This is a genomic window from Paenibacillus sp. FSL K6-1217, assembly GCF_045040735.1.
Lineage (GTDB): Bacteria > Bacillota > Bacilli > Paenibacillales > Paenibacillaceae > Paenibacillus_AQ.
Genome location: NZ_CP150271.1, coordinates 7,422,648 through 7,438,293 on the forward strand (window position 1 = coordinate 7,422,648; position 15,646 = coordinate 7,438,293).

13 protein-coding genes are annotated in these 15,646 nt (G+C 51.8%); 10 read left to right on the forward strand and 3 right to left on the reverse strand.

The window, feature by feature from the left end:
* Nucleotides 1-15 precede the first annotated feature (15 nt).
* Nucleotides 16-1,815 (forward strand): sensor histidine kinase, encoded by a 1,800-nt coding sequence (locus MHH28_RS32430; RefSeq protein WP_405109992.1) that lies wholly within the window; start codon nucleotides 16-18, stop codon nucleotides 1,813-1,815.
* Between the two features lie 26 nt (nucleotides 1,816-1,841).
* Entirely contained in the window at nucleotides 1,842-3,131 is a 1,290-nt protein-coding gene (locus MHH28_RS32435; protein ID WP_405109995.1) for an ABC transporter substrate-binding protein, read from the forward strand.
* Nucleotides 3,132-3,609: 478 nt separating this feature from the next.
* On the opposite strand, the gene MHH28_RS32440 is transcribed toward MHH28_RS32435, so the two are convergent.
* Complete coding sequence (locus tag MHH28_RS32440) at nucleotides 3,610-4,275, reverse strand: DUF559 domain-containing protein (RefSeq protein ID WP_405109998.1); 666 nt, start codon at nucleotides 4,273-4,275, stop codon at nucleotides 3,610-3,612.
* Between the two features lie 231 nt (nucleotides 4,276-4,506).
* Between MHH28_RS32440 and MHH28_RS32445 the strand changes: the two genes are divergently transcribed.
* The 6 genes from MHH28_RS32445 to MHH28_RS32470 all read left to right on the forward strand — a co-directional run bounded on the left by MHH28_RS32445 (nucleotide 4,507) and on the right by MHH28_RS32470 (nucleotide 11,792).
* A complete protein-coding gene (locus MHH28_RS32445; RefSeq protein ID WP_341347059.1) occupies nucleotides 4,507-6,501 on the forward strand; it encodes a Na+/H+ antiporter in 1,995 nt (664 codons plus the stop codon).
* Nucleotides 6,502-6,531: 30 nt separating this feature from the next.
* Nucleotides 6,532-7,092 (forward strand): CueP family metal-binding protein, encoded by a 561-nt coding sequence (locus tag MHH28_RS32450; RefSeq protein ID WP_405110002.1) that lies wholly within the window; start codon nucleotides 6,532-6,534, stop codon nucleotides 7,090-7,092.
* A gap of 150 nt (nucleotides 7,093-7,242) precedes the next feature.
* Entirely contained in the window at nucleotides 7,243-7,668 is a 426-nt protein-coding gene (locus MHH28_RS32455; protein WP_405110005.1) for a hypothetical protein, read from the forward strand.
* A 107-nt stretch (nucleotides 7,669-7,775) separates the two neighbouring features.
* The gene (locus MHH28_RS32460) at nucleotides 7,776-9,737 is read left to right on the forward strand and encodes a serine hydrolase domain-containing protein (RefSeq protein WP_405110007.1); all 1,962 of its coding nucleotides are present in this window, start codon (nucleotides 7,776-7,778) and stop codon (nucleotides 9,735-9,737) included.
* A 22-nt stretch (nucleotides 9,738-9,759) separates the two neighbouring features.
* On the forward strand, nucleotides 9,760-10,437 hold the full coding sequence (locus MHH28_RS32465; protein WP_405110010.1) for a response regulator transcription factor: 678 nt from the start codon (nucleotides 9,760-9,762) through the stop codon (nucleotides 10,435-10,437).
* Complete coding sequence (locus tag MHH28_RS32470) at nucleotides 10,434-11,792, forward strand: sensor histidine kinase (RefSeq protein WP_405110012.1); 1,359 nt, start codon at nucleotides 10,434-10,436, stop codon at nucleotides 11,790-11,792. The genes MHH28_RS32465 and MHH28_RS32470 overlap by 4 nt, the downstream gene beginning before the upstream one ends.
* Here the strand turns inward: MHH28_RS32470 and MHH28_RS32475 are convergent.
* Together MHH28_RS32475 and MHH28_RS32480 are read right to left on the reverse strand one after the other, a co-directional pair.
* Nucleotides 11,767-12,384 carry a TetR/AcrR family transcriptional regulator gene (locus MHH28_RS32475; RefSeq protein WP_405110015.1) on the reverse strand — a complete coding sequence of 206 codons (618 nt, stop codon included), beginning with the start codon at nucleotides 12,382-12,384 and terminating at the stop codon, nucleotides 11,767-11,769. The genes MHH28_RS32470 and MHH28_RS32475 overlap by 26 nt on opposite strands.
* Before the next feature lie 43 nt (nucleotides 12,385-12,427).
* Nucleotides 12,428-13,618, reverse strand: coding sequence for a pectin acetylesterase-family hydrolase (locus MHH28_RS32480; protein WP_405110018.1), 1,191 nt, complete (start codon nucleotides 13,616-13,618; stop codon nucleotides 12,428-12,430).
* A gap of 124 nt (nucleotides 13,619-13,742) precedes the next feature.
* Here MHH28_RS32480 and MHH28_RS32485 point away from each other — a divergent pair, with 124 nt between their 5' ends.
* Both MHH28_RS32485 and MHH28_RS32490 read left to right on the forward strand, forming a co-directional pair.
* Nucleotides 13,743-14,537: a hypothetical protein gene (locus MHH28_RS32485; protein ID WP_405110021.1), complete on the forward strand. Its 795-nt coding sequence runs from the start codon at nucleotides 13,743-13,745 to the stop codon at nucleotides 14,535-14,537.
* 150 nt (nucleotides 14,538-14,687) lie between these two features.
* Nucleotides 14,688-15,644: a phosphotransferase gene (locus MHH28_RS32490; RefSeq protein WP_405110024.1), complete on the forward strand. Its 957-nt coding sequence runs from the start codon at nucleotides 14,688-14,690 to the stop codon at nucleotides 15,642-15,644.
* Nucleotides 15,645-15,646 lie beyond the last annotated feature (2 nt).

Genomic DNA, 15,646 nt, shown 5'->3' on the forward strand with positions numbered 1-15,646 from the left:
GGGGAGGCTGTCCGCATGTTATTCGGAAGAAGATTCAACCGGTCCGTCTATGTGCCGCTGCGCACGAAGTTTATGATTTTATTTTGCCTGCTGATCACGATTCCGTTCCTGGTCATCGGCACTATCAGCTACAGAAAATATACCGCCGGAGTCGAACGCAGCACGGTGGAGCTGTCCAATCAGATCGTCAGCCAGATTAATATTAATCTAGAGCATTATATTAAGGAGTTGGACCGCCTGACGCTCGCGCCCCTGTACGATGAGGATATGATGCAGATTCTGCGCAAACACCGGGGGCCGGGTGCGGCCGGCACCTATCTGAGCGCCGATGAGACGCTGAAGATGAATCTATTTATCTCTTCGCTGGCTTTTGACCGGGGGGAGATTGAGAGTATTCTGGTGTTCACCAATGACGGCGGGATCTTCAGCAATCTGGATCAGAGTGTGAGGAAGCGGTGGGACCGCAGCATGGCGGGGTGGATGGCAACCGTAGAGCAGGCGGACGGCGGCCTGGCCATCCTTCCGCCGCATAGCGCAGCTTACTATACGGAGGCGAAGCAGGGAATCATCTCTGTGGCCAGAGTCATCCGCGAACCTTACACGCATGCCATGCTGGGGATTGTCAAGGTGGATCTCACGCCGCGGGGCTTTGGGTCCATTGTCTCGACGGTACGCTCAAGCGGGAGCGGCCTGCTGCAGATTACAGGCGGGGATCAGGTGCTTCTCTACGCTTCCCCCGGGAAGCTTCAGGACTCCCGCGAATCTTATATTACTGCCTCTGCGGAATCTCCGTACACAGGACTTAAGGTCACCTCTCTGATTCCGCGGGTGCAGCTCCGTGAGGATGCCCGTGAGCTGACCAACTCAACGCTGATTGTCTCCATAGTGGCCCTTATGGCGGCTTATGTGGCAGCTATACTCCTGTCTAGCCGTCTGATTAAACCGATTGCCCATCTGCAGTCGAAGATGAGACAGGTGAAGCGGGGGTTGTTCCTCGAACGGGCGACGGTCACCACCAGCGATGAAATCGGGCAGTTGACCGAAGGGTTCAACACGATGATCGGTGAGATTGACCGGCTCGTTAAGGAGGTCTATGAGACCCGGCTGAAGGAGCGGGAGGCGGAGCTGCTGGCGCTGCAGAGCCAGATTCATCCGCATTTTCTGTACAATACGCTGGAGATGGTGAACATGCTGGCGCTTCAGGGCAATACCCGGGAGCTCTCCGGTGTGGTGACCAGTCTCGGCAAGCTGCTGCGTTATACAGTCGGCCACCGGGAGCAGATGGTGTATGTGCTGGATGAGGTGAAATTCGTGGAAGCCTATCTGCGCATCCAGGGTATGCGTCTTGGGGACAAGCTGCACGCTGTGATCCATATTGATTCTTCCTTCGATTCCTGTGTGGTGCCGAAGCTGATTCTGCAGCCGCTGATCGAGAATGTTATTGAGCATGCCATGGGACCAGACAGGCTGCACCTTGCTTTAACCGCCTCTGTGGAGGAAGAGGATCTGATTCTGTCGGTCAAAGATGACGGTCTGGGCATTACCGCCGAGCGGATGCAGGAGCTTGAAGGACAGCTCTACGGCAGCCAGCCACGGTCTTCTGCCGAGACGGAACAGGGGAGCTTTGGCCGGGTGCTTAAGGGCTTTGCGCTGCGCAACGTTCATCAGCGGCTGCGGCTGCTCTATGGGGAGCCTTACGGCCTGACGATCCATTCACAGGCGGAGCGCGGCGTAACCGTCTCGCTGCGGCTGCCGATGAACTGGGAAGCAATGAATCATGCCGGACCCGCAGGGGACAGGCAGGAAGGAGAGTAAGCATGCGGATTAGGCTATTAGGCCTTATGGCTGCGGTATTGCTGGCTACAGGCTGTTCTTCAGGTGCAGGAAACGGGACGCCCGGCGGGATAGCGGGTGAAGGAGAAGCCGGGAGCGGGACGGCTTCGGTGCAGGCATCGGTGAAGCTGAAGTTCAGCATCTGGGGCAATGATGCTCAGAAGGCAATGGTCGAGCAGCTGATCGGTGAATTTGAACGGCTCCACTCCGGGATCGAGGTTGAGATTATGACGATTCCCTTTGCGGATTACCAGCAGAAGCTGTCGATCATGCTGGCTTCCCGCACCGCGCCGGATGCCGGCTGGCTGGCGGAGCGGATGATCCCCCAACTGCTGGAATCCGGCCAGCTGGTGGATATTGCGGCTGAGGTGAAGGAGGACTCCGGATATCATTATGCGGATATCTATCCTTCTACGCTCGACATCTTCAAGCGCGGAGACCAGTTATACGGCATCCCGTTCTCCACGCCTCCGGTGCTGATCTATTACAATAAGGATCTGTTCCGGGCTAAGGGGCTGAAGACGCCTACGGAGCTGTATGAGGAAGGGAAATGGAACTACGATGAATTCCTCAAGGCGGCGCGAAGCCTCACCGATCCGCAGCGCGGCATCTACGGTGTGAAGCTGGTCCGCGACTGGAACAACTGGTCGGATGCGCTGCTGCCGCTGTTCTGGTCGCATGGGGCAGAGCTGTTCGACAGCGGCGGAGCATCGTTTGCACTGAATTCTCCCGCAGGGAAGGAAGCGCTCCAGCTCTACAGCGACATGATGTTCAAGACCAAAGTACATCCGCTCCCCGGGGATGAGCTTGCCTTCGACAGCGGCCGGCTTGGTATGTATACGGACCGCTACAGCTATACCTCCAAGGCGCGCGCGGTCACAGATTTTGCCTGGGATATCGCCCCGATGCCGGCAGGCATTAAGGGGACAGGGACATCCCTCGGTTATGCGGGAGTGTCTGTATTCGAGACCAGCCATCCGGCAGAGGCTGCAGAGTTCCTCAAGTTCATCACCAGTGCAAAGTCGATGAGCGTTACCGCGCAGTATTTTGTCCCGTCACGCAAGTCTGTACTGGAATCCGATGTCTTCCTGCGGGCAGCCTCAGAGCCTTCACCGGAGAGTATTCAGCGGGCGGTGCTCGATCAGATCGCCACGGCGCGGATCGCGCCCGGACATAAAAACTGGCAGCAGATTGATACGAAAATCCAGTTGCTTATGGACGGACTTTACACGCAAACATCCACCGTTGACGGGCTGCTCGGACAAATGGAACAGGAGGTTAACCCGCTTATGAAATAAGCGGGTTGTTCCTGTGCTTGTCTGGTTCGCCCGTCCAGCCGACACAACACTGCTTAGCTGTTAGTGCAAGCGCACGCACCTGCATGTGCCGGTCTCACGTTGAAGCTTGAAAATCCTGCACATAATGCAACATTCTCCTCAATAAAAGGGCAGTAATCGGGAAATGTTGCACAAAAGGCAGGATTCTCCTACCAACCAAGCGGTTATATGAGAAAAGTGTTGCATTTTCTGCAAGAATTCTACCATACCCCTAAGTATTCAACAGCCTAAGTTGCAAATTCTGCAACATTACCGGGTTGCCCAACCCAACCCAAGCCAACCCAACCCAACCCAACCCAACCCAACCCAACCCAACCCAACCCAACCCAACCCAACCCAACCCAACCCAACCCAACCCAAATCCATTAAACCTACTCCAAGTTACTTAGAATAAACTAATCAAACATACTATCTTGCAGGGCGGAACCCGACCAAACAGCTACAGAAACAAATCAGGCAATCCCTGCACAGGCTCATAATAACAAATGTACGCTGCTTGCATCACCGGGCGCAGCAGTCCTTTATGGACCAGCTCCTGAAGCTGCTTGCGTGCCGTCCGAAAGCTTACGTTGTATTGAAGCATTACATCTTTGGGGCGTACCCCCTTCTTTTGACTCAAGGAGAGTCTAACCATCTCTCTCTCCAGCGGTGAAAGAGAGAGTCCGGACGGAACCCGGAGCAAGGAAGGGGCAATGACCATTTGCAGCAGCATGCGGCAGATTTCCGGACGGTTCTGCACATCATCGAAGGAGAAATGGATGATCCTCCAGCCCAGCCCGTTCAGGTAAGTATCCCGGTTCAACGAGTAGCTGAACCTTTCCCGGTCCATGTCCTTCACATGACTCTGATAACCATCACATTCCAGGACGAATTTGCCGTAGGATGGGAGAAATGCAACATCCAGAAATTGCGATTTGCGGTTCCAGTTGTACACTTCATATTCCGGATGCAGGTCATCCAGATTGCCGAACAGCGGCCACCAGACATTGCGCAGCAGCAGCTTCTCGGCATACTGGTGCCCCCGTGACAGGCGCCCTCTGCGCTCCCCTGTTCGGACAGATAGATGCCGGTCCAATAGCAGCTGATGCGCTTTTTCAAACTCCATATGTATTCCCTCCTTCATGTTGACAAAAAAAAGAACGCCCCCTCTGCCAGCGATGGCTTGGGACGTTCTTCGTCTGGCCTAATTATACGCCGGCACATGGGCGAGCGGCAATAGATGCTTTATAGTCCATCTCCAAGAGGATATTTGTCCCAAGATCGTTTATACTGAGTTTAAATAAATAACGTAATTTAGTATCTGCACACGCAAGTGCAGAGATGGAGGTTTGTCCGATTGGAATTATTTGAGTATATTCTGTTGATGCTGGCAGCCGTGTCACTGTCGAATCTGGTGAACCGGTTCATCCCCTCGCTCTCCGTGCCGATCATTCAGATTGCGCTGGGCATGGCCTTAACCTGGCTGCCCCTGCATTTCGAGCTGGAGCTGAACCCGGAGCTGTTCCTGCTGTTATTCATTGCCCCCTTGCTGTTCAATGACGGCAGGCTTGCCGATAAAGTGGCTCTATGGAAGCTGAAAAAGCCGATCTTGCTGCTGGCCCTGGGACTGGTCTTTCTGACGGTAGGGGTTCTGGGATACTTCCTGCACTGGCTGCTGCCGGTCCTGCCCTTGGCGGCTGCATTTGCGCTGGCGGCTGCACTGGCTCCTACGGATGCAATCGCCGTAGGCGCACTGGAGCAAAAAGTCAAAATCCCGCACCAGACCATGCAAATTCTCGAAGGTGAATCCTTGATTAATGACGCATCGGGTCTGGTGTCCTTTCAATTTGCGGTTGCTGCTATGGTCACCGGCGCCTTCTCTTTCAAAACGGCGAGTCTGAGCTTTATCTCCATCTCGCTGGGCGGCGTGGTGCTGGGCCTTGTGCTCACGCTCATTAAATACGGGATCGTCCGCTGGCTGCGCAGGCTCGGGATGGAGAATGTCACGTTACATATGCTGATTGAGATCCTGACGCCGTTTGCTATTTTTATGGCCGCTGAGGAGCTGGGGGTCAATGGAATACTGGCGGTTGTCAGCGCCGGAATTGCCCATTCCTTCGGATATAAGCAGATGAATCCTGAGGTGGCTAAGCTGAGCATCGTGTCCAAAAGCACCTGGGCCGTCATTATCTTCGTCTTGAACGGTCTGGTCTTCCTGCTGCTTGGTACCCAGCTGCCGGAGATCATTAGAACGGTCTGGAGCAACCCGGATATTGGTAATGTCCAGGTTATCCTGTATACCCTGCTATTAACCGCTGCCGTCCTCGGCCTAAGACTGATCTGGATGCTGATCATGGATATCCCCGAAGGGGAGGAGCCGCGCGGACCGTGGAAGCTGGAATTCAAGAAGGCGCTTATTCTGACGCTGTCGGGGGTGCGGGGTACGATTACCCTGGCGAGTACGATGTCACTGCCGTTTTTCCTGGATGACGGTTCCTACTTTCCGGCGAGGGACCTGATTATTTTCCTGGCGGCGGGTGTCATTCTGTGGACCCTGCTGGCATCTAACTTTCTGCTGCCGCTGCTGCTTGACTCAGATCATGAAGCGGAGCATAATGCCGAGGAGGCCGAGGCCAAAATCGAAATTCTGCGCAACGTAGTTGCCGGACTACAGGAGCAGGCTACAGATCAGTCCCAGTCCCGGATGGCTTTGAATCATTTGACCGGCACCTACAATGCCAGAATCCGCATGCTGAAGAAGAATGAAGAGGCCGAGGAGATGGAACGGAAGCTCGGGGTGACAGCCTTCAAGTGGCAGAGAGAATACACTATGCTTGCGCTCAAGCAGCACGAGGTGAACCCGTATACGGCATACCGCTTCCTGAACCGGCTGAACCGGCAGCTATTCATATACACCCGTGATCCGCAGTACAAGAATGACCTGATTCCGTTCAAAAGCTGGGAAGAAATCACAGGTGTCATTCAGCAGGTCCGCTTAAGCGCGCAAGAGCGGCGTGAGGAATCGAACCGGCTGCAGTCCGGGATCTTCACTTATGTTCTTGAGCGGCTGAGAGAGCTGCAGAATACGGGAGAGATGGAGCCCGAAGTGATCAGCTCCCTGATTCTGCGTTATGAGCGGGGGCGGTTAAGGCTGACCCGTCCAGAGTCCATATCTGCTACGAAGCAGGAGTTCGAAGAATCGCTGCAGGAGCTGTCCCGCGCGGGAATTCAACTGGAGCGTGACCACATTCAGCTGATGTTCGAGGCCGGACGGATTTCCAGAGCTAGCATGAAGGAAATGAAACGTGATATCCTGTTCATGGAGCATGATCTGCGGGAAGAAATGGGCTGAATTCCAGTTACAAGGAGATGAATCTATACAATGAAGAATAAAATGGTGGCGGGTACCTGTGCGGTTATTGTAGCGCTGGGCATCTACCTGTACACGGGAAGCGGGGGACCGAAGACAACGGAGGTTGCCACGACTCCCGGCAGCAGCCGGGCTGCCAGCCAGGAGATCAAGCAAATGGTGGCTGATTACAGCTCACGCACCTTGACGGCAGAGTCCGCATCTATTACTTCGACCCAGCTTATTGTGGACAGCGGCGGTCCTAACGAAGCAGTCTACGGACTGCCGGAAGATGAATTCTTCCTGTCGGTTGCCCCGTACGTGCAGAATACCCATCCCTGCGCAACGCACAGCCTGACCGGCTGCCAGGGGGAGATGGTCGAACAATCCTTCGGGGTAACAGTCGTAGACGCGGACGGTAAGGAGATCATGAACCAGACCGTCAAGTCCCAGCCAAACGGCTTCATCGACCTATGGCTGCCGCGTAATCAGAACTACCAGATGACGATCACGCATGACGGCAAAGAGGCCCGGTCCGAGATTTCCACCTTTGAGAGCGATGATACTTGCCTGACTACTATGCAATTAAGTTAAAAGTATAGCAATTGTGTTTCTGCTTGTGCCGTTTTCGCTGGGGCCGTATTTATACACGGCTCCTTTTTGCCGTTCTTGGATATACATAAATCAAGAGGGAAACCCGATATTTGGTGTAAAAGGAAAATAAATAATCGCGGGGGATATAAGTTGAGTGAGAAGACGATTATTAGGATTAAAGGATCAGCGCAGGTTGTAGTGGTGGGCGTTATTCATTTGATAATAATTTATTTTTTGAATTTAAAAATGGGTGCGTGGGAGGGAGTAGGCGGTCTGGAAATTGTATTGACCTATTGCGCTCCGGTTTTTCTGTTGTATGCAACATGTGTCAGGTCGTTGAAGACGAAGAAGATCAGGTATAATCTGGTTTGGCTACTGACCAGTCTGCTTCCCAGTGCAGCCATCCTCTTCAAAATAAAAGAAATTACAGGCGTAGAGCCGGGCGAACCTGTATTTATGGAATTTCATTTTGAACAGGGGTATATGGAATTGATGTTCTTCTTCCCCATCGTCTATTCAGTGATCCAGTTACTATTGTGGGCTTCAATGTGGTTTATGATATTGTCCAAAGAATAATCAATTGTGGTCCTGTTAACGTTCCATTCACACTACTCTGATAATCTCTATAAGTGTCAGGCGGATGAAGTTCAACCTTAACTATATAGATGATGCGGAGGGTAAACATGTTAATATTATTGAAAAGAAAGCTGATCGCCGGTATGGCCCTGTTGGCTGTGCTGGGGTTAGGCGCAGGCCTTATATTTCCCGGGACATATGCCAAGGCGGAGACGGGGCAAACCGCTTCACCGAAGTCCCGGATTGAAGCGCCTGCCAATCTGGAGGATACCGCAGGTCTGACTGTCTTCGTGGATGGAATGATGGAAGAGTACATGAACCGGCTGCAAATTCCGGGAGCGGTAATCTCCATCGTCAAGGACGGCAAGATCATTTTGGGCAAAGGGTATGGCAGTTCCAATCTGAAGCAAGCAGCACCGGTTGACCCTGCAACCAGCATGTTCCGAATCGCTTCAACGACCAAGCTGTTCACCTGGACGGCTGCGATGCAGCTGGTGGAACAGGGGAAGATTGATCTGGATACGGACATTAACACCTATCTGAAATCCGTGAAGATTCCTGCCACTTATCCTGAGCCCATCACCATGCGTCATCTGATGACCCATACAGCAGGCTTTGAAGAGGGCGGAGTCGGTTATCAGATCGTCACGGATCCGGCCAAATTGCCCGTGTCCATCTCGGAAACACTCAATAAACATATGCTGGCCCGGATCAGACCGCCCGGTGAGATGAGTGCCTATTCCAACTATGGAGCCACACTTGCAGGGATGATCGTGGAGGATGTCAGCGGGATTCCTTATAATGATTATATTCAGAAGTACATCTTCGATCCGCTGGACATGAAGCATTCGACGGTCGTGGAACCATTGCCGGAGTCATTCATTCCCAACCAGGTGGTAGGATACAATAGTGAGAACGGCAGCTTTATTCCAGGCACACCTACATTCGAGGGCGGATTTCGTCCTGCCGGATCGGGGACCGTATCTGCATTAGATATGGCACATTTCATGATCGCTCATCTGCAGAACGGCAAATATGGTGACGGGCAGATTCTGAAGCCAGAGACGGCTGCGCTCATGCATTCAACGGCATTTCAGCTCGATAAGCGCCTGCCGGGAGTAGCTCTCGGATTCGCAGAGAAGCGGGTCAACGGGGTAAGAATAATCTCTCATGGCGGCTCCGATCCCATGTTTAATACGGAATTGTATCTCGCACCTGCCAAGCAACTGGGGATTTTCTTATCCTACAATGGCGGTCAAGGCAGTGAAGCTGCGGCCAATCTGGTCCAGGCTCTGTTCAACCGGTATTATCCCGCTTCCGAAGTGAAGCAGCCGGAATACTCTGCTTCTGCGGAATCCGTGCAAAAATATGCCGGCTCCTATCAATTTACACGCCGCAACATAAGTGATATTGACAAGTTCTTTAACTTTTTTGCCCAGCTGAATGTTACGACTGTGGATAATAAGATATCCTTGGGAAGCGGCAGTGAACAACAGCTGTACAGAGCGATCGCACCTAACCTGTTCCAGCTGGAGGAAGGGACCGATCAAATCGGCTTCCTGACGGATGAGTCCGGCAAAGTTACACATATGCTTCTGGACATGGCTCCGGAGATGCCGCTGGAGCGTACGCCGCTTTTGGATCAGAGTAAGTTTTGGCTTATCCTTGTGGGTGTCTCGGCCTTCATCTTCCTCACGGCATTGCCCGGCCCCCTCTTCTTCCGGCGCAGGTTCAAGGCGATGACGATCCCGGAAAAGCGGGCCATCCGCTTATCTGCGGGAACTGCCGGTTGGGGGCTGTTATCTTTTATTACTCTGTTTATGGTTATTATGTCCATGGACATTATGCAGAAGCTCAGCAGTATCAGCCCTTTACTGTCTGTCAGCTTGGTTATGCCAATCATTATGACGGGCTTGACCTTAGCCCTGTTGGTCTCGGCGATACTGGTGTGGAAAAATAAGTATTGGACCGCCATTAAGCGGGTGCATTACACGTTAGTGGCGCTTGCGGCTGCCCAACTGACGATCTTCTTCTACTATTGGAATCTGCTCGGCTGGCAGTTTGGATAACGCTTAAGAGAGAAGGATGATCGTGGCTACTATACTGATCGCGGATGATGATGATAATATCCGGAAGCTGATGTCTCTATATCTGCGCAAAGAAGGGTTCAGCCTCGAAGAAGCCGGGGACGGCACCAAGGCCTTATCCCTCATAGAGGACTCCCAGATCGACCTTGTCATTCTGGATATTATGATGCCGGGACTGAATGGCTGGGAGCTGTGCAGGGAAATCAGGCGTTCGGATGCCAATCTCCCCCTGCTCATGGTGACGGCCAAAGCGGAATCCGCCCACAAAATCAAAGGGTTTCAGCTCGGAACGGATGATTATATGACCAAGCCGTTTGATCCGGTGGAGCTGGTGATGCGGGTAAAAGCCTTGCTCAAGCGCTCACTGGTAGTGACTTCCCAGTCTGTGCAGCTCGGCAATGTGGTGCTTAACCGCCGCACCTTCCAGGTTACACGCAGTGGAGCACCGGTCACGCTGCCTTTGAAGGAATTTGATCTTCTGTTTCTGCTGGTCAGCCACCCCAGACAGATCTTCACCAGAGAACAACTGATTCAGCAGGTCTGGGGACTTCAGTATGAAGGGGACGGGCGGACTGTAGATGTGCATATCAGCCGGTTGAGGGAGAAGTTCAGCGGCAACGGCGAGGGTTTTCAAATCGAAACCGCCCGGGGCCTGGGCTACCGGCTGATCCCTGAGCCATGATCAAGCCCTTGTATGTGCGGATCATTCTCACGTTTCTCGGCATTATTGTCTTTAGTCTGATCTGTTCCTTTTTCATCGGCTTGTATGTATTTCAGAAGCAAATAAGCTATGAGGGACAGAACGAGATGATTACAGTAGGCAGGGAGATCATTCACCGTTATGATGACGCCAAGCCTACAGATACGGACGAGTTCCTGAATAGTATGGTTAAGGTATCGGCGCATCCTATCCACCTGTATCATCCGTCTGGAGAACATACCTTTTACGGGCTCCCGGATAGTCCGGCTGTGACCATCACCCCCGATGCTGTCCGGCAAGTGCTGCAGGGAAAGGTCTATCGTTCCTCCACGGAAGATAATGATACGTTTATCGGAATGCCCTTTATGCTCAAGGGGGAGTGGCGTGCGATGTTCCTGCAGTACTCTGCCGAGAACGAGCATATTGTCAACCGGCTGGTACTCTTTGTGCTGCTGCTCGTGCTTGTGCTGGGAAGTGTATGTATTGTTGTGGCTGCCAGATATCTGGTGGAGCCGATCAAGGCTTTGACGAATGCCACCAGAAGACTGGCCAAGGGAGATTTTGAAGTGGATCTCCGAATGAACCGTGTGGACGAGATCGGGGAGCTGACCCAGAGCTATGTGGAGATGGCGGGGGAACTGAAGCAGCTGGAGAAGATGAGACAGGATTTCGTCTCCAATGTCTCCCATGAAATCCAGACACCGCTTACCTCCATATCCGGTTTTGCCAAGGCGCTGCACAGCAATGATTTGATTGCGGAAGAGGAACGCAAGGACTATCTGGATATTATCATTGCGGAGAGCGGACGTCTGTCCCGGTTAAGTGATAATCTGCTGAAGCTGGCTTCCCTGGATTCCGAGCATCACCCCTTTAGCGCAGTCTCCTTCAGGCTTGACGAGCAGATCAGAACGATTGTGGTGACCTGTGAGCCGCAATGGTCCGTCAAGAACCTCAACATTGATCTGGAGCTGCCGGAGGTAGTTAATATGACCGGAGATGAAGATCAGCTTAAGCAGGTATGGATGAATCTGCTGGGCAACAGCATTAAGTTCACGCCTGAAGGCGGGAAGATCCGCATCCGTATAGACCATAGTGCAGCAGAAGTTGCGGTCACCATCAGCGATAATGGCATCGGGATCTCCCCGGAAGAGCAGGGCGCCGTATTCCAGAGATTCTATACCGTAGACAAGTCGCGGAACGGAAGTAATAACGGGAACGGTCTGGGACTCGCAATCGTCAAAAAAATCGTCTCCCTGCATCAGGGCAGTATTGAGGTAGACGGTGCGGCAGGAGAAGGCACGACGATTACCGTCAGGTTGCCCGTACGCCAGACATAATGAACTCCTTGAATTGCCGGTCCGCTGCCCGGTCTTCCTCTGTAACTATACCGCCCCGCTGATGAGACAGAATAACGGCTTTTTGCAAATACATGAAATACAGGTGGGTGGACTTCTGCAGAAGGTCCAGCCACTTCTTTTTATAATCCTGATCGACTGAAGCTGTCTCAAGGTTGATGTACCGGGAATACCAGATCTCCATCGCTTTCTGGAAGTCAGGCAGCTCCGCCGGATTCTTCGCTAGAGTACTATAGTACACTCCAAAAATAGCATCATAATAAATCAACGCCTCCTCATGTTCTCGAAGCGCCAGATATTGATCCAGAATCTTCTCCAGGGACTCAACAGGCCGGGCAAAATCAAAATCAAACAGCAGCCTGCCAAACATCCGCTCCAGATTATCCACATAGAGCCGGGCAGCTAATGCTTCCTTGTCCTTATAATGAAGGTACAGCGTGCGGCGGGAGACACCGGCTTGTCCGGCGATCTGAGCCATATCCGTCCGTTCAATCCCCTGAGCACAGAATAGGCCCAGCGCGGCCTCCTTAATGAGCTCTTTAGTCACTAGCATCTGCTTTTCACGTAAATTCAATGAGCTTCTCTCCTGTCTTCATGCGAACATACTACTGCCGGACCTACTCCTGAGCGGTTGCCGGCGACTCCAGAAACTTGCTGCCTACCGAATAGTTTTGCTGCTGATTAACCGCATCCCCCAGCCACTTCACAAGCTTCACCCCATCCTGCTCCGCCTGATAGAAGGTCTCCCGGGTGGAAAAAGTGTGCGGAGTTGTCCCCTGATCCGCATTCAGCCCGTAGTCAGTCAGATAGTAGTAATAATTAGGAACCGCGGCAGCCAGAGCAGCTACCGATTGCCGCATTTCCTCCGACCATTCCTTAATGAGCTTCTGATTCCTTGGCCCGTTGTAGCCGTTAATCTTGTTCTGGAAGTGGATCAGAATCTCATCATATACCGAATAGGCTTGTAAAAGCACCGTACCGGCAGGCAGCAACCGGCCATTCGCACGAAAAGCAGCCCCGATGATATCCCCCTTTGGCGCATACCCGAAGTTCTTCTTGAAGTCCGAGTCCCATTCCTGATTCATCACCTGCGGCCATTTGTCTGACTTCAGGAAGGAGCTGTCTGCATATTGAAAGATCGCCGAGTCTTTGTAGTGAGCGGCAATCTCGGGCGCCCAGAAGGCTGATCCGAATCCGCCGGCGCTTTCGCCTGCAATCAGCAGCTTATCGGGCCTAGCCACGTTCGCGTAGATCCAGTCAAGGCTGCTTCGCACATTGTTACGCCCGTTATACCGCATGGTGAAGGTGCTGCCGTCTTCTCGCGGATATTGAGCGGTGCGGTTGCCGATATGGAAATCCCCCGTTGAATAGGGCAGGTAGACCACATTCCAGCCGTGAAACGGATTATCCGGGTTGTCCGTATCCATCATCCCGCCCAGCAAGGTCAGCATATAGAACGGAATGTCAGCGAAATAGTTGCCAGTATCTCCACCTTTAATAAAGTTCATAAGCTTAATAGGATGTGCAGCGCTCCGGGCATCCCAGCTGACCCCGCCACCGGAAAAGAAGATGATCCAGTTATTGCTCTCACCGCTCTTCGTCCATATGAAATACTCAGATCCATCACTGGAAAGGGTATTCCCGCCCAGCTTCACTTTATTCCACTCGTAGGGCTTCACTTCTGCGATGACAGGGGTTGTAGTGACCGGTCTTTGGATTACAAAAGCGTTGACCGCAAGAACAGCAATCCCAATCAGGCTCAGTAACCCTATCCCTGTGATTAACGTGATTCGCTTTATTTTTCGCATATCATCGCTCCTTTGATTGGAGTATACAATGAGTGTATTGGTTATACAAGGTGTATAATTAGATGATTGGCAATTTCTTTGTTTCTACATCCTAAATAAAGTATTTTATGATAGTATTATCTACATGAAAAAACCAACTACATATGCAGTTGTATCCTTTGTTCTAGGTCTCGTGCTGCTGGCTATGGCTGGCTGTAGCAATAACCAGAACATTCCTAGGGAACAGACTGATGAACAGACCGCCGCCGGTTATATTGAAGCGCTAGGCTATACCATCGTTGCCTCTGAAGGGGTGAGTTCAAGATATACACTGGAGCCGCAGAGGCTCGAGAGTCTGGATGACATGCAGCTCTGGGCAGTACAAGAGCAGGAAGCTAGCACTTACTTCGGGAAGGAGATCACAACCTATCAATTCATAGTGGAGAATCATCCGCTGGCGCAGGAATATCCCGCAGACGAGTACAAAGTATTCGCCAATGTGATGGTAGTGGATCACGAGGTTATAGGAGGCAGCTCTGCGCCGCTAAGCACAACCAAGAATCTTGTGGTGGCAGGCGGCGAGTATTCGATTGAAGGGAAGACACTGGAAGAGATCAAGGGGTTGGAGTATTCGCAGTGGCTTGAGCATTGGAAGGAGACGTATGGCCCCGAAATAAGCGTAAGCACATATATTCCAATTAATGAAATAAAGAGCTTATCCGAAAAAGCAGCCTCACTGCATTGGAATGATTTTGACCAGTATGCTTTCGAAGATATCGGTTCAGGAGTGTATATCAGAAAGTATGAAATTGAAGGAGAAGGGCAGCTTGTAGTGCAGGGGAAAAGTCTGGAGAATCCGCCTGAGCAAATTACTATGGTTGATGCAGAGGGGAAAGAGCGGGTATTTAATCCTGAGAGTTTGAGTGAACTGCTTAAATAATTCACGCATACTATTATCTGTTTAAAATGAGAAAAGAGAATTAATTAGATTGGCAGGTGAATTAATGTGGAACCTCACATGCTTATTGCTGCGCAAGGTTTAGCAGATATGCTTCAGCAGGGAAAGGTCCGGCATTTGGAGCTAGGATCTATGACAGAAGACGAACGCGGATGGTCCGGTGCGGAAGTGCGCCGCGTAGGAGTTATTTATGAAAATGGTCAAAGGGGAAGTATGATTTTTAAGGAAGCGGCCCTGAAAGAGAGAATGGCTATGAAACGGTTAACTGACCAGGGACACCGGAACACGCCAGCAGCCTTTTCTGCGGACACTCAGACAGATGAGCCTAAGTGGATGGCGATGGAGGATTTGGGGAGAATCAAGATGTCTCCGCTGGGTCCAAATTGGACACCGAGGGTTGCAGAGGCACTGGCCAGAATCCATGCCCGTAATTTGCGTAGAGGTTCTGAGATGTCTTGGCTTCCCCACGCTGACCGTAAGTATTGGGAGGATTATGTGATTACGACATTGTCTGTGGATCACTTTGAAGCGCTCACTGTACAATACCCGGATTTTAGCCGGGAATTTGGCGCTTATCTGCCATTACTGCGTGAGAAAGCCAGCATTTTTGCGCGTGATATGGCGGCTTTATACAGGGAGAAGGAGAGTCTGACCCTTACGCATGGTGATTTACAGTCAGCAGATGGTTCACATGTCCGTGATTATAATGGAGAGCCGTATATCATTGATTTCGGGTGGTGTCATTATGCCCCTTTTTATATCGATCTGGTCAGTTATTTCAACCTTGAGGATTCCAAAATGTATTACGACGCACTCCTCTCAAACGGTGTATCTCTTAGCTTTGCTGATTTTTACGAAAGATTGAGGGCAGCCTTTCGTTACAGCGGGCTGATCTATTTGTACCCCAGTATCAGACAATGGTCTTCCGGTCCTACGGAACTAACGGGCAAGCGTCTGCTTCAGATGTTGAAAATTGTACTTACCGGTGAATTTCCTGAACGTAAGATAGATTACTCTAGCCAACTCTTCTCAAAGCTGCTTAAGGAGCATAACAACGGTACACTTCATCTATGTATTCAAGCGGATTAAAC